This is a genomic window from Paenibacillus sp. WC2504 (genome assembly GCF_052682475.1).
Genome location: NZ_JBQZFH010000001.1, coordinates 634,301 through 655,677, shown reverse-complemented (window position 1 = coordinate 655,677; position 21,377 = coordinate 634,301). Strand labels below are relative to the sequence as shown.

The 21,377-nt window shown below is 50.5% G+C and carries 15 protein-coding genes and 2 riboswitches; of the genes, 3 read left to right on the top strand and 12 right to left on the bottom strand.

Annotation, left to right across the window (positions count from 1 at the left end; translation table 11 throughout):
* Nucleotides 1–288: 288 nt before the first annotated feature.
* A complete protein-coding gene (locus tag ACUN27_RS03075; RefSeq protein WP_445558362.1) occupies nucleotides 289–594 on the top strand; it encodes a hypothetical protein in 306 nt (101 codons plus the stop codon).
* Nucleotides 595–802: 208 nt separating this feature from the next.
* A complete protein-coding gene (locus ACUN27_RS03070) occupies nucleotides 803–1,711 on the top strand; it encodes an ArsR/SmtB family transcription factor (protein ID WP_445558361.1) in 909 nt (302 codons plus the stop codon).
* 189 nt (nucleotides 1,712–1,900) lie between these two features.
* Here ACUN27_RS03070 and ACUN27_RS03065 read toward each other — a convergent pair whose 3' ends face one another.
* The 9 genes from ACUN27_RS03065 to ACUN27_RS03025 form a co-directional block, all read right to left on the bottom strand.
* Entirely contained in the window at nucleotides 1,901–3,082 is a 1,182-nt protein-coding gene (locus tag ACUN27_RS03065; protein WP_315952903.1) for an MGDG synthase family glycosyltransferase, read from the bottom strand.
* A complete protein-coding gene (locus tag ACUN27_RS03060) occupies nucleotides 3,079–3,762 on the bottom strand; it encodes a phosphatase PAP2 family protein (RefSeq protein ID WP_326061991.1) in 684 nt (227 codons plus the stop codon). The genes ACUN27_RS03065 and ACUN27_RS03060 overlap by 4 nt, the downstream gene beginning before the upstream one ends.
* Before the next feature lie 375 nt (nucleotides 3,763–4,137).
* The gene (locus ACUN27_RS03055; RefSeq protein ID WP_326061992.1) at nucleotides 4,138–6,813 is read right to left on the bottom strand and encodes a YhgE/Pip domain-containing protein; all 2,676 of its coding nucleotides are present in this window, start codon (nucleotides 6,811–6,813) and stop codon (nucleotides 4,138–4,140) included.
* Between the two features lie 611 nt (nucleotides 6,814–7,424).
* Nucleotides 7,425–7,877, bottom strand: a complete 453-nt coding sequence (locus ACUN27_RS03050; protein WP_445558360.1) for an SRPBCC family protein — start codon at nucleotides 7,875–7,877, stop codon at nucleotides 7,425–7,427.
* The gene (locus tag ACUN27_RS03045; protein WP_445558359.1) at nucleotides 7,858–8,184 is read right to left on the bottom strand and encodes an ArsR/SmtB family transcription factor; all 327 of its coding nucleotides are present in this window, start codon (nucleotides 8,182–8,184) and stop codon (nucleotides 7,858–7,860) included. The genes ACUN27_RS03050 and ACUN27_RS03045 overlap by 20 nt, the downstream gene beginning before the upstream one ends.
* Before the next feature lie 668 nt (nucleotides 8,185–8,852).
* Nucleotides 8,853–10,691, bottom strand: coding sequence for an allophanate hydrolase (gene atzF, locus ACUN27_RS03040; protein ID WP_445558358.1), 1,839 nt, complete (start codon nucleotides 10,689–10,691; stop codon nucleotides 8,853–8,855).
* Nucleotides 10,692–10,707: 16 nt separating this feature from the next.
* Nucleotides 10,708–14,328 (bottom strand): urea carboxylase, encoded by a 3,621-nt coding sequence (gene uca, locus ACUN27_RS03035; protein WP_445558357.1) that lies wholly within the window; start codon nucleotides 14,326–14,328, stop codon nucleotides 10,708–10,710.
* 23 nt (nucleotides 14,329–14,351) lie between these two features.
* Entirely contained in the window at nucleotides 14,352–15,002 is a 651-nt protein-coding gene (locus ACUN27_RS03030; protein ID WP_315952897.1) for an urea amidolyase associated protein UAAP2, read from the bottom strand.
* A 21-nt stretch (nucleotides 15,003–15,023) separates the two neighbouring features.
* Entirely contained in the window at nucleotides 15,024–15,740 is a 717-nt protein-coding gene (locus ACUN27_RS03025) for an urea amidolyase associated protein UAAP1 (protein WP_445558356.1), read from the bottom strand.
* A 71-nt stretch (nucleotides 15,741–15,811) separates the two neighbouring features.
* Nucleotides 15,812–15,913, bottom strand: a riboswitch (guanidine-I (ykkC/yxkD leader).
* A 191-nt stretch (nucleotides 15,914–16,104) separates the two neighbouring features.
* Nucleotides 16,105–16,207, top strand: a riboswitch (guanidine-I (ykkC/yxkD leader).
* 87 nt (nucleotides 16,208–16,294) lie between these two features.
* Between ACUN27_RS03025 and ACUN27_RS03020 the strand changes: the two genes are divergently transcribed.
* Nucleotides 16,295–17,653 (top strand): APC family permease, encoded by a 1,359-nt coding sequence (locus ACUN27_RS03020; RefSeq protein WP_315952895.1) that lies wholly within the window; start codon nucleotides 16,295–16,297, stop codon nucleotides 17,651–17,653.
* A 59-nt stretch (nucleotides 17,654–17,712) separates the two neighbouring features.
* On the opposite strand, the gene ACUN27_RS03015 is transcribed toward ACUN27_RS03020, so the two are convergent.
* The 3 genes from ACUN27_RS03015 to nadX form a co-directional block, all read right to left on the bottom strand.
* The gene (locus ACUN27_RS03015; protein ID WP_445558355.1) at nucleotides 17,713–18,699 is read right to left on the bottom strand and encodes a Gfo/Idh/MocA family protein; all 987 of its coding nucleotides are present in this window, start codon (nucleotides 18,697–18,699) and stop codon (nucleotides 17,713–17,715) included.
* A gap of 414 nt (nucleotides 18,700–19,113) precedes the next feature.
* Nucleotides 19,114–20,520, bottom strand: a complete 1,407-nt coding sequence (locus ACUN27_RS03010; RefSeq protein ID WP_315952893.1) for an NAD-dependent malic enzyme — start codon at nucleotides 20,518–20,520, stop codon at nucleotides 19,114–19,116.
* A gap of 25 nt (nucleotides 20,521–20,545) precedes the next feature.
* The gene (gene nadX, locus ACUN27_RS03005; RefSeq protein WP_326061712.1) at nucleotides 20,546–21,352 is read right to left on the bottom strand and encodes an aspartate dehydrogenase; all 807 of its coding nucleotides are present in this window, start codon (nucleotides 21,350–21,352) and stop codon (nucleotides 20,546–20,548) included.
* Nucleotides 21,353–21,377: the final 25 nt, after the last annotated feature.

The following is a 21,377-nucleotide window of genomic DNA, read 5'->3' as shown; positions in this document are numbered from 1 at the left end:
GAGAAGCTTCAACTTACACCTACTGCTGCTCGCTTCTCCCAACGCCAGCTGCCTCGAGTAATACAGCCTACGATGCACTTTATGCAACCATTTCTTGCAGCACCCTCTGCCGCGGCTAGCTATGTTGCACTTTGTGCAATCATTTCGGGCTGTACCCATTGCCGCGGTTAGCTACGTTGCACTTTGTGCAACCATTTAACCCCAAAATGCCACTTTTCCGCGCATTTCCAGCTTCTTCATTGCACTTTATACAATGTAGTCCTGCTCTTACCGCAATATGCTCGCTCTATGTTGCACATTGTGCAATATAGAGCTGCATTGCGTAGTTCGGCAGTTGAAGAAAAGCTTCAACTTGCACCTACTGCTGCTCGCTTCTCCCAACGCCAGCTGCTTGGAGTAATACAGCCTACGTTGCACATTATGCAACCATTTCGGGCTGTACTGGTTGCGCGGCTGTCTATGCTGCACTTAGTACAACCATTTGGGGCTCTACCCGCTACAGCTACTGTCTTCGTTGCACTTTGTGCAACCATTTTCGCCAAAATGCTGCTTTTCCGCGCATTTCCAGCTTCTTCATTGCACTTTATACAATGAAAGCCTGCTCTTACCGCAATATGCTCGCTCTATGTTGCACATTGTGCAATATAGAGCAGCAACGCGTTACTCGCCCTCCTGCGCCCCACTTCCCGCTTGCCTCACCACGTCGTTCATAACGAACTTCCGAAATAATCCCATGTCAACTTGTTAAATTAACCTACAAGTTATACAATAAACTAAAACATTAAAGATTGAGGTTCCTTTTATGCAAATTGAAGTCTCTACCAAAAATATGGCTTTTCTCGAATGCTTCTCCTCCGAAACGCGCGTGAAAATGATAGAGCTGCTCGGGCAGGAGCCACTCAACATCAAACAACTCTCACAGAAACTTGATATTTCTTCCGCGATTGTAACCAAACATATTCAGAAGCTTGAGCTAGCCGGCATCATCACCTCCGAGAACACAACTGGTGTTCGCGGCACTCAGAAAATATGCCACTTGAAAATCGATCAAGCCGTCCTACAGTTCAAACCGAAGAAGCCGTTCGACCTTCCGACGAATACAATTGCCATCCCGATCGGCCAATACACCTCCTTCGAGGTGAAGCCAACCTGCGGGCTTGCGTCTCCGACCCAGCTGATCGGCGTCTTGGATGATCCGCGTTATTTTGCTGATCCCGGTCATGTTCATGCAGGGATTTTATGGTTTGCCAGCGGCTATGTGGAATACCGCATTCCTAACTTCCTTCACAGCAATCAGAAGCTGCGCACTCTGGAAATTTCTTTTGAAATTTGCTCCGAAGCGCCGGGATTCAACGAGAACTGGCCTTCCGATATCTCGTTCTACATCAACGACGTCCCTCTCGGCAACTGGACGAGCCCGGGCGATTTCGGCTCCCAACGCGGCGTCTTGACGCCTGATTGGTGGAGCAGCAGCAACACGCAGCACGGACTGCTCAAAGTCATCACGGTCAGTCCTACCGGCTCCTACCTGGACGGAACCAAAATATCCGATACCGCGATTCAAGACCTATCCGCCGCCTTCGGCAAGGATATTCAGTTCCGCATCGCATCCTTAGAGAGCTCACCCAACTGCGGAGGCATCACCTTATTCGGCAAAAGCTTCGGCAACTACGCACAGGACATCATCGTCACCATGCATGAGGACAAATAGAAGCTGCAAGCCAAACACCTTTACAAAAGATAAATTGTCAAGCAAAGCATCTGAACAAATCATCCAGAAGTAGATTTTCAAGTATATTAAGCACTTATTGACACCAAGCTTGACAAGTTATGAAATCGTGCATTTTTTAGCGAAAAAGAGGCGTTTTTGAAGGGTAAAAAGAGGGAGGCACCCGCCATTTTAGCCGTTGGCATAGGCCAAACGCATGTCGTCAGCCATCGGGACGAAATGATGGCGGGTCTCAAAAATAGCGCGAAGCATATGCTGAGCATCCTGATGCTGTTGACTCTGCTTCACGTTTTCTTTCAGCTTCGATAAGAGCGATTGATTCGCGATCACTTCCAGCAGCTGGCTTTTCAGCTCCAGTGCATTTTTCACTTCGATCGCAGCCCCCAAGCTGACCAAGTACGCGGCGTTCTCCTGCTCTTGGCCAGGAATCGGCTTATACAACATCATGGGAAGCTCCAACGCCATCGCTTCCGAGATGGTGAGACCTCCCGGCTTCGTGATGATCAGGTCCGATAAAGCCATCAGCTCATGGACATGGTCCACGAAACCTGTCACCTTCACGCGATGCCGCGTTTTCTCGCCTCCAAGCTCCTCTTCGAGGAGCTGTTTGAGCTTCTCATTGCGCCCGCAGACAAAAACGAACTGCACCGGCTCCGCCAGCTCATCCGACTGCAGCACGGACTTGAACTGCTTGCCGATCAAGCCATGCCCGCCGCCCATGACTAGCACGGTCGGCATCTCGCGATCCAAACCATGCCGATCTCGCAGCTCCGCCCGATCATACACCTGTGTGAATGGCTTCCGAATCGGAATCCCCGTAACCATAACATGCTCTTCCGGAACACCGTATCGAAGCAGCGCTTGCTTCACATGGTCAGCGCCGACCAGATAACGATCCGTTCCCGGATGAATCCAATAGCTATGATCCGTATAATCGGTCATGACCGTAACGGTTGGCACCGTTGTGAATCCATTGCATTTTAAGTACGACATCGCCGCCGCAGCCCCAGGGAACGTGCACACGACCTCTGTCGGCTCCTCCTCATCCAGCAGCGACAGCATCCGATCCGTGCTGAATGATTTCATCTTTTTAAACATATGGGAAAAAGTATTATCATCACGCGTCTTACGGTACAAGAAGCCATAAACGGACGGCAGGCTTTTCACCCACTGCATATAGCAGTATTTGCCCACCCCATGCAAGTAAGGATGCGTCCACTCCAAAAAGTCGACCACCTTCACATCTACATTAGGCCTATGCAATCTCGTAGCCTCAAGGATCGCCTGAGCCGCTTTATTATGTCCATCCCCTAAACTGCCTGTCAAAATCAATAATTTCTCTCTGCGTTTCATCGCCTTAATCCTCCTTCGAGATTGCTTTGCTGTGTCCGTACTTTGACTTTGATGCGCGACTCCGCCAACCAGCTTCTTCGCACGCGATCCATGGCATAAACAACACCTTCCGCCACAAGAACAGCTCCTACAATATCGAGCAGGACATGCTGTTTCACGAACTGTGTGGAGACGATGATGAGCAGCGATACAGCGGTTACGATGATTTTGTAGCGCGTCGCGACTCGAGTCGTACGCAGGTAGGCTCTCATCATGAGATAAGAAGTCAGTACATGAGTGCTTGGGAAGCAGTTAAAAGGTTGATCCGATCGGTACACCCACGCCACCAGCCGCAGCAGAGGGTCGCTGCCAGTTAGCTCCGGCCGAGGAACCGTCGTTTGATAAATGGCATATATGCCATAACAAATCAGCAATCCTATCAGAAATTCCATTAGCGTTCTATAATAATTACGACGATCTTTGTAAGCCAAGTACAGAAATCCGACAAGCAGAAAGCCATACCACGATAGATAAGGTACGACAAAAGCTTTCACGAAGGGGATTTGCCGATCCAAATCGGTCACCAGGTTGTAAGCCATTCCACCAGCTTGATTCAGCTGAACATAGATAAGACCCACCAACGGGATCAGCAACAATGCGCTGCAGGCCAAGCAATAGGACCACCACGATGTTAATCTCACTCCAATTCCTCGCTCTCCTTAACGTTATCTCAATGATAAAGGAGAAGCTTTTTTATCTAAACGCTCTAAGGTACTGTCTTTTGTTAGCCAAAAGTCTTGATAAAACCTAGACTAAAGGCTAAGTTCTACGTGACTGTATTCCTGTATTCCCTTCCCGTTCTCCCTGTCGATTCCGTTCCTATGAAAGAGATACTTCGCAATACTCGTTCCATTTTGGCATAACAAAAACCCAAGGCATCGCCTCAGGTTCTCGTGTCTCTTGCTATCCATTCTTTCCGTTTCTCCACTTTGTAAACCGTACTCCACCATATATCACAGCGCTTAACACACGCATCAGAATAACAGGGAGCACCTTCACGGATCAAGGAAATATTTTCAAGAGATCAATTTCGTCATCTTCGCCTTTTCAGCTACACGTTTCGTATACCCGCTAAGCGGTTTTTTCAGAGCTAATGCCACCACATAACAAACCACGATGAATACGCACAGACAGATGACATCCTTCAGCACCACCCATAACAGCATCCCCCCCACAGCCTCGCGCATCACCCCAACCGCATAAGTAAACGGTACGAACGGATTCAGCTTTTGAAAAAAAGGCGAAGCCGTGCTCACTGGGAACGTCCCTCCCGAGCTGGAGAATTGCAGCACCAGAAAAATAATAGCGATGCCTTTGCCGATGTTGCCAAAAACAGAGACCAAAGTGTACGTGATGGTTATAAACACAACGCTTATTAACAACGCAAAAATAACAAACCAAATCTTATCCACAACATATGTACCCAATATAAAAATATCCCCAAGGGTGACAATCAGCGCTTGAAATAATCCGACGGTCAAGAAGATCATCATCCGTCCAAAATAGATATGATGCGTCTTGTAGGCACCATCCAAGTTATCCACATCTACTCTCATCAGAGACACAAGCAGCATAGCGCCTACCCACAACGAAAGCGTTGTGTAAAAAGGTGACATCGCCGATCCATAGTTCGGAATGGGAAATCTCTTATCCTCTTTGATCAGCACCGGATTAGAGAGAAAATCGCTTTGCTTCTGAATGTCATTCTGAAGCAAACGGAGAACCTCATCGACGCTGCCGCTTCCTTGAACTTTGCGAATCTGGTCCGCTGCCTTGTGGACAGCCTCTTCGAATGCCGGCAGATCGCTGCGCACAAGATTAGCTGCCAGATGGACGGCATCTTCCACTTCGGGCAGCTTCGTCTGGTACAGATCCGCCACTTTGCGGATTTCTTCCTCCGCCGCAGGCAAGTCGTTGCGTATAAAATCCGCTGCCGTGTGCAGCTTTTGCTCTACGCGCGGCAGGTCGTTGCGAATGAACGGAGCCGCCTCATTGATGCCAGTGGTGAACGCATCCAGTTTGCTTTGAAGCGTCGATGACGCTTCGTGCACCTTCGCCCGGATATCCGGAAGTTCCTTTTGCAGGGTATCCAGCTGCGTCTGGGCAAAATGGATGCCGTTTTGCGCATCCGTCAAAATCCCTTTGATATTGGGCAGCTGAGTCTTCAATGTTTGAAGCGCACTTCCTGCATTCTGGGCGACGGACAGTATTTGCCCAAAGGCTTTCGTCATATTCGGCACGATCTCCGAATCGTATCTGGCGAGAATACTGCCCAGCGCGCTACTTGCCTCTTTGGACAATGTGTTCAAATTATTCACGATGTCTTTTGCCGGTTTTTCACCGCGTCCGATAGCCGTTTGCAGCTTATTCAAGGCTTGAATTTGGTTAGCCATATTCGTTCGAAGAGCCGTTAACCGCGAGATGGTATCCGCAAACGGGTTATTCGGCAAATTCGCGTTCAAACGCGTGAACACATCGATTGTGTTATCCAGCACTGCCGCGCCGGACGTGAGGCGTTCTGACAAAAAGCCTATAGCCGCCAGCGCTTTTTGCGGGTCGATATTGACGTCCTGCAGCATTCCCGTAAGCTGCGTGACAGCGTCCGCCGTTTGTTGCAGCAGGGTCAGGTTCTGCTTTACCACCGGGATTAATGTCTGGAATGCCGCCTCATTTTTTTGTAAAAAATTCGTGAGCGCATCAGCGAAAGCCGCTCCCTGTGTCGCAATCGAGTCGATTTTCGGCAGCGTGTCCAGCGCAGCGCTAACGATCTCATCGGCTTTGCGAGATTTATCAATGGCTGTATTCAGCACCTCTTCCACTTTGCCGAAATTCTGGTCCAGCTCCGCTACCCGGCTGGCAGCTTTCTGAATCTCGGGCAGCTTCTGCTGAATAAGCAGCACTTCCTGCGCAACCGCCTGAATCTTCGGCCAGCGCTCTTCAATCTTCAAAACAGTATCCGCCGCGCGGTTAATGTCCGGAATTTTCTCTTCGAGTTGGACGATTTTCTGCCCCTTCTCTTTTAGTTCGGGCAGCTTCTGCTCTAACTCCAGCGCCTTTCCACCCATCGTCTCGATTTCAGGCAGCCGATTTTCCAGTTCCAAAATCTTCGCTTCCATATTGCGAATCGTCGGCAGCTCCTTCTCAAAATCGATGCCGATCTCCTTCATCCGGGTCAAAATCGAGTTACTCACCGTTTTGATAAAATTCTCACTGATCTGCTGAGAGACACTGGACGCGCCTTTGCTTGTAATTTTGGGCGCAACCGCATTGATTTTCTCATTCACGGTATAGACGATTTCGGGCTTTTCCATCGTGCCATCCACAATACTCGTAATTTTCTGTGAGAAGTCCTTGGGAATAATTAAGCTCGCATAATAATCCCCGCGTTCTACACCATTCAACGCCGTTGCTTCATCCACAAAGGTCCAGCCCAGCGTATGATTTTCTTTCAGATTATCCACAACCTCGTTTCCGATGTTAATGGTTTTATCCTCAATTTTCGCTCCTTGATCGTTGCTTGTCACTGCGATTTTGATCCCCGATGTATTGGAATAAGGGTCCCACATCGCCTCTAGGTTAATCCAGGCATACACAGACGGCAATATGGCAAGCGCCACCATAAGGAGCAGGCCTGTAGGCACCCTCCATAAGTTAATTAGATCCGTCCGATAGATGCTGAAAATCTTCTTCATTGACGCCCCACCTATCCCTTCACATTTGGTTATTAATGTAACCTGACAGCCCCTTACGCATACCAAATAGTATCATATATATAGGATCTGAGTACATACTCCCATGTGGATAACTTGTCCTGTGGATATGTGCACAGAATGCACGAAGCCTTATGCACAGTATGATTTGTGGACATGTTGATACTGTGGGTAATTTTGTGGATAAGTGGGTATTAGGTGTGAATAGCGCTTGAAAAAGAGGGAGGACAGGCGCTGATTGGCGATGAGCAGGGAGGAAAAAGCGGATGGGTGTGGAGCGTGATGGAAGGCGGCATGGCGTAGGGGCGCGGGAGGATGGAATGAGTGGTCAAGGGCGAGACTAAATGAGGAAGGAATGACAGGAGGAATAACAGAAGGAATAATGGACGCAGCGCGGGAAGAAAGGTATGAGGGGAGCTTAACGAATTGCTGGGTGAAGCGTGGGATAAGCACACGCGATTCGGTGAAATAACCACTAGATAGAATGAGCGATTTGACTATGAAAAAGAGGGAGGGTCACCTGAGCTAGGTTATCTTCCCTCATGAAATATGAAAAGCGCGCATAGTCATGCGCGCCTCTAATGCACCTATCATTAAGTGTGTTCAGATGACGGGACTTCCCCCGCTTCATCGCCCTCGGCTACCATCTGAATACGTGGCAGAAAATGCGACCAACCTTTTACATGATCTGCAATTTCCGTTGCAGGCAGATCGTAGTGCATGAACTCTAACAGAGTGCCATTATCTTTAGGTGTTAACTTAAATTCGACAGTGCTTGAACCCGGAGGGACTGCCTTGGAGCGTTCCCACCCCCATGTCATGACGACTTTTTCGTTGGGGGTAATCTCTTTGTACTCACCTATTGCAATATCAGTACCGTTCAAATCGATTCTAAATTTGCCCCCAATGCTCGGATCAAGCAGTACGTTGCGTCCCATCCAACGAACTAATTTATCCGGATCCGTAAAAAACGAGAACAAGGTCTCCGGGCGGCATGCAATAAAAATTTCCTTCTTAATCATCTCACTACTGCTCGTTGTTTCCATCTTTTCTTCTTTCCTCCTCTTCTGCAGCTTCTTTCAGGCGCAATAAACTATCGTCCCAGAAGCTCTCAATGTATTGCATCAACTCGGCGAATCCTTCCCTCCTAATGCCATAGAATCGTTTGGTGCCTGCCCGTCGAACAACGACGAGTCCAGCCTCTTCAAGAACCTTAAGATGCTGTGAAATTGCCGGTGCTGAAATGTCAAAATGCGAAGCAATGGCGCTAGAGGTCAGCTCCTCATCACGGACAAGATGTAAAATATCTCGGCGCCTTGGTTCCGTTATCGCTTGGATGGCTTTATCAATCATACCAATAATTTAGCACACACTTAATTAAGTGTCAACTTAATTAATAACTAACCCTAATGAATATATGAACTCTCCAAGCAATAAAGAAAGCGATCACGATTAAGGTAGATAAGACCTGCCGCTACGACAAAAAACCCCCTCGCATGAAGGGGGTTTTTAGCTTCTGTAACGTTGTTTTTCATCACTATCGCACGCGGAGCGCGCCAAGTGCACGCCGTAACGATGTAAAACATCGTTATCTATCGCGCCAACCTTACCCAAACGTAGCAAATAAAGCCCACTTAATCTGTTAGCCAACAGTTGCTGATCACACAAGATAAACCAACCGCCGCAGTAGCACGGACTGACTCCATCTATAGTAGCAAGCTAGTTAAAGATCCATAAACCCACCAATAGCCGCTCAACCACCAACATCCAAGTAGCCACCGTTCGTAACGGACTCAGCAGCCGTTATTCTGCTCATTTCAGCGATAATTGAGGGGCTATCGGACTGAGATGACGTTATTTATACATTTTACTGCTGTTTTAGGCAACTTCACAGCCAATAACGTCACCCGAGTCCGTTAGATGCCTGAACCTTACCCAAAAGCAGCAAATAAAGCCCACTCAGTCCGTTAGCCAACAGTTGCTGAGATGACGTTATGCTGTAACGATATAAAACATCGTTATCAGCTTTGCAGCGGCACTACTTGGCGCCACCCGCCAAGCGCCGTCACATCTTCCGCGCCCGCGGCCGCGTAAGCCTCACAAACAAAGCCCGGGACCTCCGTGCCGTCCCGGAGCTCAACCTTACCGATCCCGAGCGGAGCCGGGATCGCCGCCACAAAGCCGCCGAATGCCTCCAGCGGCATTTCCCAAACCTCCAGGGCGATCGCTGCGCCGCCCTGCTCCCGCTTCACGAGCCCCGGCTTCGCCGGCGTGGTCGGCAGCTTCACGAGGCTGTACTTCGCCGCGGTTTCATCCTCACGGATGAACCGCGCTCCACAGCCTCGCATCTGCTTCTCCAGCGGGTAGCCGCGCATGTGTAAGCCGCAGACCGCGACGAGCGTCGTCGCCTGCGCTACCGCTGCATTTGCTCCCGCATCGGCAGACACCGATGCGCCTTCGCTCGCGCTAGCAGCCTCGCTTACCGCGCTCGCCCCCGCCAGGATCAGCTCGGCTGCGCCGCAGATCAAGTGCTCCTCTTCGGCCACCCCGAAGAGGGTAATGCCAAAAGGCGTCAGCGGAGCGGCATCGCCCGCCGGCACTGCAACCGCACACCAATCCAGCAGATTGCAATGATTGGTGTAGCGGCCCATCTCCCGATTCGTCTGAATCGGGTCAGCGAGCACCTGCTCGCGGGTCCATGTGCCCCCGCAGGTAGGCATAACAAGCACCGCACCCTGCAGCAGCTTGCGGGCTTCCAACTTGAAGCGCTGCAGCTTATGCATCGCTTGAAACACTGAAGCTGCATCATACTCCGCTGCTGAGCCGGAGCGAAGGATCTTCTCCGTCACAGGGTAAGCGATCCCCGGGTTGGCCTCAATAAAACCGCCTAAAGCCGCCCAACGCTCAGCTACCCAAGGCCCTTCGTATAGAATCGCCGCCGCTTGGGCGAACATCGTTACATCTACGTACGCAATAGGGAGATTCAGCTCTTGTAATTGTTCCACGGCTCTTCCCCATGCCGCTTCATACTCCGCGGCATATGGACCGTAGAACCCGAGCGGACCATCCGGAAGCAACAGCGTCTGCGGAAGTTTAGTCTCATCTCGCCTCACGCTGCGCGACCACGGATCTTCCGCGTGAAGGCCACGCGCAACGCTGTCTACAGCGAGTGCGTCATCCAAACTGTGCGCAAAGACGGTTACACAGTCTAAACTCGCACAGGCAGGTACGACCCCTTTGGTTGGCCAAGCGCCGAGACTCGGCTTATAGCCAACCAGCCTGTTCAGCGCAGCCGGCACGCGGCCTGAGCCTGCGGTGTCCGTGCCAAGCGAGAAAGCCGCTTGGCCGCGGGCTACAGCGACGGCGGAGCCTGAGCTCGAGCCGCCGCTGATCAATTCGGGACGCAGCGCATTGTGCGCGTCGCCGTAAGGGCTTCGTGCGCCGACAAGCCCTGTCGCGAACTGATCCAAATTCGTTTTGCCGACTGGAATTGCTCCTGCGGCAATCAGTCTTTCCACGACGCCTGCGTGCTCCGAGGGCGTATAAGCATACTCCTCGCAGCCCGCCGTCGTCGGCACCCCCGCTAGATCAATGTTATCCTTGATCGCAAAAGGAATCCCCCACAGCGGCGCATCCGCTGGATTCCGCTCAGCCAGCGCATCCAAATAGGGTTGAATGAGCGCCACAGAAGGCGGCGTAATCCAAAGATTCATGCCCGCGTCGTCCGCTGCGCGCTGTACAATAGCCGCCATGACTTCATGCGGAGTCAATTCCCCTTTACCATATTTATCCCGAAGCCAAGAAATTGTAAGTTCTAGAGCAAGCTCCGTATCAACGCCATTCTCCCTAATCTTTGTCATCTACAAACACCTCTCCTTAAGCAGATTGGGCAATTCCAAGAATAAGCTGACCGGCATGAACTTGATCGCCCGGCTTCACTTGAATCATCGAGACATAACCGTCGCAAGGAGCGTGCTGCGGGAATTCCATTTTCATACTCTCGAGAATGGCTAATTGATCCCCCTTCTTCACTTGCTCACCTGGTGAAACAAGCACTTTCCACACCGATCCAGGCATAATTCCACGAACAGCGACTGTGCCTGCCGGCAGTTCATCCTCGGGTTGTTCACTTGCCGTTTCCTGCTCAGATACGTACTCCGCCAAGCCTTTCGCCTTCCAACTCTCCCGCTCTTCGTTGAACGCGATTCGCTGCTGCTCCCGGAACGTTGCTGCACTTTCTTCAATAGAACTCAGGAATTGCAAATATTCGCCTAAATCAAAAGTCGTCTCCTGAATATCCGCTTCATAACGGCCACGCGGGAAATCTTCACGAAGCTGGAGAAGTTCCTCAGCACTCACTTCATAAAACTGAATTTGGTCAAAAAATCTCAGCAGCCAAGGCTTACCAGCCTTAAAGCTCTCCGTCGAACGCAGGCGATTCCACATTTGAATCGTACGTCCGACGAATTGATAGCCGCCAGGGCCTTCCATTCCATACACACACATGTAGGCTCCACCAATACCAACCGCATTTTCAGGCGTCCACGTGCGTGCCGGATTATATTTCGTCGTTACTAGGCGGTGACGCGGGTCAACCGGTGTGGCTACAGGAGCACCCAGGTAGACATCCCCTAAGCCAAGTACCAAGTAATTGGCATCAAAAACAATCTTTTTCACATCATCAATCGAATCTAATCCATTAATACGCTGGATGAATTCAAGGTTGCTCGGACACCACGGAGCATCGGGCCGAACTCCTTGTTGGTAACGTTGAATGGCCAGCTGAGTCGCCGGATCGTCCCATGAAAGCGGCAAGCGCACTATGCGTGACGGCACACGGAATTCTTCAAGAGGAGGCAGAGCAGCGTCGATTTCTACAACTTTTGCACATGCTTCACTCACGGTAATTCGGGTCGGGTCAATATGAATTTGCAAGGAGCGAATGCCCGGCGTTAGATCCAGCACCGGTATCGAGCCGCTCTCCACGATCGCTTGCATCAAAGCCTGCACTTGGAAACGCAGCAGCAAATCCAGCTCAAGCTCGCCGTATTCCACGAGCAAATTTTGATCACCGCAGCAGCGAATCGTAATTGGGAATCTACGAAGAGCTGTTTCATGGAAAAGTCGCGGATACTCCGGCGTAATATCCTTATTAACAGCAGGCAATGCCGCACTGGTTAGCTCCTCAAAATTCCCCTCGCCAATAGCTCGCAAATTCCCCTCCTGCCCCTCACGCAAAGCCTCCGCTTCTTGAAGCGTCAGCAGGTGGAACCGGATCGAATCACCCGGGTGCAGTTGCCCAAGCTTCCAGAATTCAGCCGAAGCCGTCGTTACCGGACAAACGAAACCGCCGAGACTCGGCCCATCCGGACCCAGCAAGATTGGCATATCCCCCGTCAAATCCAATGTGCCGATCGCATAGGCATTATCGTGAATATTGGACGGATGAAGTCCCGCTTCGCCCCCATCTTCACGCGTCCAAAGCGGAGCCGGCCCTTTCAAACGAACACCTGTTCTTGAAGAGTTGAAATGCACTTCCCAGTTTGTTTCCGTCAACTGCTCCAAGTACTCTGCGCGCAGGAATTCTCCTGTGCAATGCGGTCCAGGAATGACGCCAATCGTCCATTCCCGTGTCATTTGCGGACGATGCTGTACAGCAAGTTCAGCCGCTTCTTGTACAGGGCTGCCGCCCGCGTTCACACCAAGCACATCGCCTGTGCGCAGCGCGCGACCGCCGTGTCCACCGAAGCCGCCCAGCGTGAAGGTCGAGGAGCTGCCGAGAATTTTCGGCATATCGAAGCCCCCGCTGACCAGTAGATAAGCCCGCATCCCTTCTTTGGCCTCACCGAAACTCAGCACTTGCCCCCGAGCTGCGAATACCGGCTTATAGAGCGCGACGGCTTCCCCATCCAGCTCCGCCTGCATATCCGCGCCGGTGACGCAGAACCACAAATCGCTGCGGAACTTGTAAGAACCTCCGCGCAGCGTCATTTCAAGTCCGGCAGCGTCATCCGCGTTGCCGAGCAGCTTGTTGCCGATTCGGAACGAGAACGGGTCCATCGGCCCGCACGGCGGCACGCCTACATCCCAGTGGCTGATGCGCCCAGGGAAGTCCTGCACCGTAGTTTGGATGCCGCCATCTACGACTTCCAATGCCTTTTCAACAGGCGCAAATGTATTTAATAGCTGCGTGAAGACGTTGCCGTCTACGCAATCTTGCTCTTGCAGAAGCGCCTGCAAATATTGCAAATTCGTTGTAATTCCATACATACGCGTCTCGGACAATGCCTCGATCAGCTTCCGAATCGCGTCCATACGATCTGTACCGTGGACAATGATTTTAGCCAGCATCGGATCGTATAAGGTGGTAACCGTTAAGCCGTCCCTCACCCATGTTTCATTCCGCGCCCCAGCCGAAAATACCGCCTGATCCAACTGCCCCGCACTCGGCCGGAACTGCTGCAAGCAATCCTCCGCGTATATCCGCGCTTGCATGCTGTGACCGATCGGCTTGCGAATGAGCGATTGGATGTCGGTCAGCTCATTTGCCGCTTCACGCACCATCCACTCGACAAGATCAACTCCCAGCACTTCTTCCGTTACACCGTGCTCGACCTGAAGTCGCGTGTTTACTTCCAAGAAGTAAAACTCGCACGTTTCCGGGTCATACAAATATTCCACCGTACCTGCGCTGCGGTAGCCGACTTCAGCCGCCAGACGCTTAGCCGAAGCAAACATCGCCTCACGCACATCGTCCGATAAATTCGGAGCCGGGCTCTCCTCAATAACCTTCTGGTTGCGGCGTTGGATGGAACAATCGCGCTCGCCAAGCGTAACGACTTCTCCGAAGTTGTTGCCGAAAATTTGCACCTCGACATGGCGTGCTCTGGCGATATATTTTTCAAGGAACATGCCGCCGTTTTTGAAATTCGTCTCGGCCAAATGGCGCACGCCATCGTAAGCGGCTCTCAATGCCGCCTCATCCGCACAGACGCGCATGCCAATGCCGCCGCCTCCTGCTGTGCTTTTGAGAATAACCGGATAACCAATCCGCGCAGCTTCTGAAAGCGCAGTTTCAAGCTCTGTGATGAGTGGTGTTCCCGGCAGCATTGGGACACCAGCCTTTTCCGCGATTTCGCGCGCCGAGTGTTTAAGCCCGAACATCTCCATTTGTTCCGGTGTAGGTCCGATGAACACAATCCCCTGATCGCGACATGCACGGGCAAAATCCGCGTTCTCACTAAGAAAACCATAACCGGGATGAATCGCTTCAGCACCGGTTTCCAGCGCTGTTTTCAGAATCAACTCTGTATTCAAATAGCTTTCCTTCGCCGGCCCTTCGCCGATTAGAACAGCTTCATCCGCTCCATCCACATGCAGGCTATCTTGGTCTGCTCCCGTATAAACAGCAACCGATGCCACTCCGAGCTTGCGCAGTGTGCGCTCTATGCGTACAGCGATGGCACCGCGATTAGCGATTAGTACTTTTTTAAACATCGTATCCACACCCCTTTAAATTTCTATTTATCCCAAATTAGCACCTGAATCGGCGTTGGATTGTAGGCATTGCAAGGATTGTTAAGCTGCGGACAGTTACTGATTAGCACCATGGAGCTTCCCAGCGACTGAACTTCAACGTAGCAGCCAGGTCCAGAGACGCCATCATCGAACTTCAATCCTCCCTCCGCTGTAACCGGTACATTCATGAAAAAGTTAATATTCGGTGCTAAATCGCGCTTCGTATATGCCCCATCGTGCTGTGCAAGCTGCAGCATAAAGGTATCCCGGCAATTATGCATCGACAACTTGTCGTGCGAGTAGCGCACTGTGTTGCTTTGAGCAGAACAGGAGCCACCTACGGTGTCATGCCGTCCGCACGTATCCGCTACGATTCGGAGCAATTCTTTGCCGGACTCCGCACGCAGCACCGAGCCTGTGCTTAAATAAATGTTGCTTTGGCCTGCAATTGTCGCAACAGCGCTGTAATGATCCTCTGGGTTCTCAGCGTCGTAAAACAACGTATCCGCCGCTTGATTCCCCTCCAGATCAACAATACGCAGCACTTGACCCGGCTTCAGCGCATGCATCCAACCATCCCCCGCTTGAATGATCTCGCTATATATCGCCTCCTCGACTTTGCGAGGGCTTTCCACACGATTAAATACCGCCATATCCGTTCCTCCTCCGTTTTTTTAAGTAAGCAGTGCGTGATATTCCCATGTATTTTCAAAAGCTCGGCGATTCTCCGAACGATAATTGACGCAAAAGTCGTCCATGCCTACAGGATCAGCCTGCAGGACCTCGATGTGAACAGGCACCGATGGATAAGTGGTTCTTGGATCAAGTGGATTGGGTGTGTTGGAAAGAACGAGCAGCGTATCTAGCTCTGTACGAAGCGTGACAGTGGCACCCGCCGGGCAATGCGTTAGACTGAAATGCATATCGCCCTGCTCATCACAGATCACCTTCGAGAATAAGTTGAGGACCGGCATCATATCTCTCATGCTCAACCCGTTGCGAACAAGTTCTACAGCGAAGTTCTCCTGCCCGCTCCGCAGCCACTCATTTCGCAGCTCTTGATAATTGGTGGCGCCATATTTGGCGTCCGTCACCGCTCGGCTCGTGTATCCGCTAAGCGGATCATGCCAGCCTATGCTATCTTCCACGATGCTTGCGAGCACTCTCCCATTGTCACTCATCAGCACATGCCCTCGCGTCAGATGGGCGGTATACTGCGCCTTAAGCGTATCCGGCATATTATAGCGCTCCGTCAAATCCCGCGCGTGAAACAATTGGATGGACACATTCGCTCCCGCCTCCAGAGCCGTAAACCGGATCAACTTCCCTTTACCAATCACGCCTGACCACTTGCCTCCCGGCCCTATTGTCTTGTTCCACACGTTTGCCATCGTATCCATCTCCTCCTGAGTTTGCTTAAACAAAAAGGGAGACATCACAAGACGTAAATCGTCTTGGTGATATCTCCCAGGTTTTTATCCTTCCGTGTCGCTCCTTGCGTTAGGAACGGTTTACTCTCGGACCAGCCCGACGCTGCGCCGGCGGAACCCTAGTAAACAATCGTATTCATTTGTGTTATTAAACATAACATCGACCAGTGGATGTGTCAATAACTTCTATGCATTTTACCTTTTTCATGCAAAATACTTCTCATACCCTTTACAATGTGTTATATTAACTTACATAAAAGACGTATAGTTAACATTGAAGAATCATCACGGTTACTTTTCAACTTATAAGTAATGATTTATGACATACAAAGTTTTCTAGGGTTCCGCGATGGCATAAGCCTCGGTCTGGTCCGAGAGAAAACGCACAGCTCACCCTGTGTTCACGGAGGGACAAAAGCCCGGGAGATATCTGTTTATTAGATATCCTCCTTGGCTTTTTTGCATACCAGCCCCTGACAGCGACCACAGCACCAACGATAAGGGAGTGTTCCATCATGACCAACGAAGTCAAACTACGGAAATCCTTAAGCTTGTATCAAGTCGTCTACATGGGGCTTGCCTGGATGACACCTATGATTTATTTCTCCATCTATGGGATAGCTTACGAGAATGCTCATGGCATGCTGACACAGGCGTACCTGCTTGCTTTTATCGCGATCTTCTTCACAGCTTACAGCTACGGCGTCATGTCCAAGTCGTTCCCCACATCAGGCTCCGCCTACACGTATACGAAAAAAAGTATCCATCCCTACCTGGGCTTCCTCGTTGGTTGGGCATTGCTGCTGGACTATTTCTTCTCTCCTATCATTGCTTGTCTTACCTTCGGCATTTATCTGCATGCACAGTTTCCGTCCATCCCGGCTTATGTCTGGATCATCGGACTGAATATCGTTCTTGGTATCGTGAATATTATCGGTATTAAATTCTCAGCGAATATTAGCAAATTGTTCGTTTGGATTCAGATTTTGTTTATTGGTGTGTTCTGTTTCTTCCTTATCCGTAATTTAACGGGGGATGTTCATCCGATGGGATTATTTCTTCAAACGGACGTGCCGTTCTCCACAATTCTAGCCGGCGCCTCCATTATTTGCTTTTCCTTTCTAGGCTTTGATACGGTCACAACCATGTCCGAAGAAACGGTGAATGCCGAGAAAACGATCCCTAGGGCTATCATGATCATCATCCTTACAGCGAGCATTCTGTATTTGGTGCCATCTATTTTGACTCAGCTGATTTATCCACACCTAACCTTCGTAAATGTAGATTCTGCAGGCTTCGAAATCGTTAAACTTGTTGGTGGGGCCGCACTCAGCTCTGTGTTCATCACTGTGCTCATACTCGCTATTTTTACACAAGGCTTATCGTCCGTAACGAGCGTTTCCCGCCTGCTCTATGTCATGGGGCGCGATTCCATCCTGCCTAAACGTGTGTTTGCCTTCCTTCATCCGAAGTTCAATACACCGGTCATCAACATCGTGATCGTGAGCTGTGTCTCCCTGCTGGCCCTCGTGATCTCCCTGGACAATGCCGTCAAATTCGTAAATTTCGGGGCATTAACGGCCTTCTTCTTCGTGAACATCTCTGTCATCGCGCAAAAATACATCAAAGAAAACCAACGCTCCGTAAAGCAAACCATCATGTATCTTGCGCTTCCCTTAGTCGGAGCCGGCTTCATTGGTTATCTACTATCGCTGCTAGACCGAGACGCCTTATGGATGGGCGGTGTCTGGCTCATGATCGGGATTGTGTATCATCTGATCCGGAAAAAAGTTAGCTCCGAGAGGGCTGGGACCGTCCTCGCTCCCATGGCCATATCAAACAAACCTATGCGTACCACTGGTTCTATCAAATAAAAAAAACCGAGCGAACTCAGGACCTTTTCCTGATCATCGCTCGGTTTTTTATTTGCCGTTTATTTCCGGTCTGCCGGGAATACAAGTCCCATTTGTTTTCTAGCTTCGTCCATAATGGCCATCGCGATGCTGGAATTGGCATGGGAGTTCGTTTCGGACTCCGACGCTCCGCTTTGGATGAGGCGGATGAATTCTTCTGCCTCGTATCGCATTGTTCTAGCGCTCTGCTCGCGCGTAAGATTCTCTACGGAACCGTCACGGTAACGGATTTCAACTTTCTCTGGCTGGTTGATTTTATCAATAATCATCGTTGCGTGCTCGCCTTGGATTTCTGCCGGCAAATAGGAGCTTGCGATTTTGGAGTGCATAATTACCGCATCCATATCTTTATAACTCAGCAGAAGGCTGCCTTCCCCATCGACTCCGGATTCCAGCAGCATGCCGCATGCCTGCACACGATCAGGGGTTCCGAACAGCACAGCCAGCGGATAAATGCAGTACACACCAAGGTCCATCAAGGAACCATTGGAGAAAATAGGATTGAACGCATTGAGCACCGTACCCTGCTTATAGGCATCATACCGCGAGGAATATTGGCAGTAACCCGCAAAATAACGGCGGATAGGTCCAAGCTTGTGCAGATTCTCTTGAATGGCTTTGAAATTCGGCATCAACGTGGATTTGAGCGCCTCCATGAACACAACCTTGTTGCTGCGCGCTGCCTCAATCATTGCGGACAACTCGGCCGAGTTGGATGCTGCGGGCTTCTCGCAAAGGACATGCTTCCCGTGATTCATGCAGTGAACGGCGTACTCAGCGTGAAGCGAGTTCGGGCTAGCGATATAGACCGCATCGTATGTATCGCTTTGAGCAAAAGCATTCAAGTCCGTAAAGCGGTGTGCGACTTCGAATTTATTGGCGAATTCCGCCGCCTTGTCCTCCGTGCGTGAGTACACGGCTGTTAGAGCAAATTCTCCCGTCTCGCGGGCTGCGTGAATGAACTCTTCTGTGATCCAATTTGTTCCTATTACTGCAAAACGTATCATAGTGTCTCCTTTGTGATTAGGTTTTGGCGTTAGCTTGGCTGGTCGGAGGGAACTGTGGTCCTCTATTTGCTCAGAAAATGTCACTTTGACGAGTTAGCGAGAAATACAGTCCTCTATTTTGGCGCATTCGGTGGAATCGGAGGCCAATGTTGGCAAATAAGGCCCTGTAGTTCCGCTTGGAGGGCTATATTTTTGCATATCGCTGAAATAGCGGACTGTAGTTCCACATGTTGGTGATGTGGCAGGTTCCATCAATTTGTTCTTTTTACTATACCTGATTTGGGATGGTTGATAAAGGTACGCGCAAATTGAATGCAAAAAAAGCACCCTTTGTTGGGTACTTTTTGCTTGAGGTGCTTGGGGTGCCTCGGGTATCTAGCCCCCAAGCCTCTTTGTCCTATTTCATGGTACCACTTATCTGAAATCAGGCGGAATACGGCGTGAAACACCGGTCAAAATAGCTGCTTCAACTACGGCATTCCTGACTTTGGTGACAACTTGCTCATTAAAAATACTCGGGATGATGTACTGGTCATTCAACTCATTCTCGGAAACGACAGAAGCAATGGCGCGTGCTGCCGCAAGTTTCATCGGTTCGTTGATTTCGCGTGCTCGGCAGTCCAGCGCCCCTCGGAAGATCCCCGGAAACACAAGCACATTATTGATTTGGTTCGGATAATCGCTCCGCCCCGTAGCAAATACTCGCACATGAGGGAGCGCTTCTTTCGGATCAATCTCCGGCACCGGATTCGCCATGGCGAAGACGATGCTGTTCGGAGCCATCTTTTGCACATCGCTTCCGTTCAGCAATCCGCCTCTCGACACGCCGATGAATACGTCAGCGCCTCTAATGATATCGCGCAAGCTGCCAGGGTTAGCTTCAACTTGCGGCTGCTCGGCAAGCCATGCCCACATCGGGTGGTGCGCATATTCGCCTCCGCGAATGATCGCCCCTTCCCGATCAACGGGGACGAGCCGCTTTACTCCGGCGGCAAGCAGCATTTTACAGATAGAGACGCCTGCTGCACCAATGCCATTAACGACAACACGAACCTGGTCCATTCGTTTGCCAACAACCTTGAGCGCATTCAGAAGTCCCGCGATGACAACAATAGCCGTTCCATGCTGGTCGTCGTGGAAGATAGGAATATCCAACTCTTCATTAAGCCTTGTCTCAATCTCGAAACAACGTGGGGAGCTAATATCCTCCAAATTAATACCGCCAAAAATAGGACTAATCGCTTTAATCGTGCGAATGATCTCTTCCGTATCCTGCGTGTCCAAGCAGATCGGGAAAGCGTCAACCCCTGCTAATTGTTTAAAAAGCATAGCTTTACCTTCCATAACAGGTGCAGCTGCATGAGGGCCAATGTCGCCTAAGCCTAGTACAGCGGTACCATCCGTTACGACAGCTACGGTATTTCTTTTGATCGTTAGAGAGTACGCTTTCTGAGGATCTTCATGAATGGCTGTGCACACGCGGGCCACTCCCGGTGTATACACGATGGACAAATCATCCCGGTTTTTGATCGGCAGTGTTGGCTGTACAGAAATTTTGCCCCCAAGATGCGCAAGGAACGTGCGGTCCGATACATTGACAAGACGGATGCCTTCTAGCGATTTAATCGCTTCAACAACGGCGGTCTCAGCCGTATCAGCTACTTGAACCGTAACATCGCGAACTGTTACTTCCTGCCCTGGGCGAATAATATCAATAGATGTAATATCTCCCCCTGCTTTACTAATGGCTGAAGCAACATCGCCAAAACTCACTTGGTTGAGAGTTAATTCCAGACGCAGAATGATACTGTTATAGGCCATATTCAGATCCCCGTTTCTACATTTTTTATATGCCGATGACAAAAGGTGATGTTAAATCTCGCAGCGTTTTGATAACACTCATCGCCACAATATAGCCGGTTTTGGGATTGCCGGCGGAAGGGGTATTTCTGATTTGCAAATGGATTTGACCGAATTTCCCCCTCGCTTCGATTTCATGCGTATTGTGGCTGATGTGAGGATCTACGAACACTTTCACTTTGGTCCGGTCAAATCCTACACCGGCTAAGCTTAGTGCAGCGGAAACATTGACACTCTCCGGAAACAAGCGAGCGGAATCACGAGCCACTCCGTCGAATGCGCAAAACGGCTCCGTTAATTCAGCCAAATTCACCTGCTGCTCGATAACTGTACCAATCCAAGCCTTAGGAGGTTTTCTTGTCACTAATGTAACTTCGTCCATCGGGCCTACACTTCCTGCTGCGATGCGATCTAAACCTCCAATTGCAGCTGAAGGAACCATCACTTTTCTGCCTGTTTGCCGTGCTTTCTCGAGAATTTTAAGGTGCAGCGGCTCGTCCGCTAACGCACCAACGCTGACCAAGATGAGGTCCGCTCTATTGTCTAAGGCTTTTTCGCCATAATGCCTTACCGCTTCGTGTCCAGCGCTCTCCACCACAACGTCCAGCCCCTGACGGAAAAACACCTCCTCATTTGATGTCATCACATATCCATGGGAACTTGTATCCGGATACTTCGTTTCGTCACGAACTAGTATCGCTTTTAATTGCACCTGCCCGGCGTTTCCCTGCAAAATAGCTTGGGCTACATCCTGGCCTATGGTTCCATATCCGATAATGCCAACGTTTAACATATGTAAGGGATCCTCCTAATGTGGG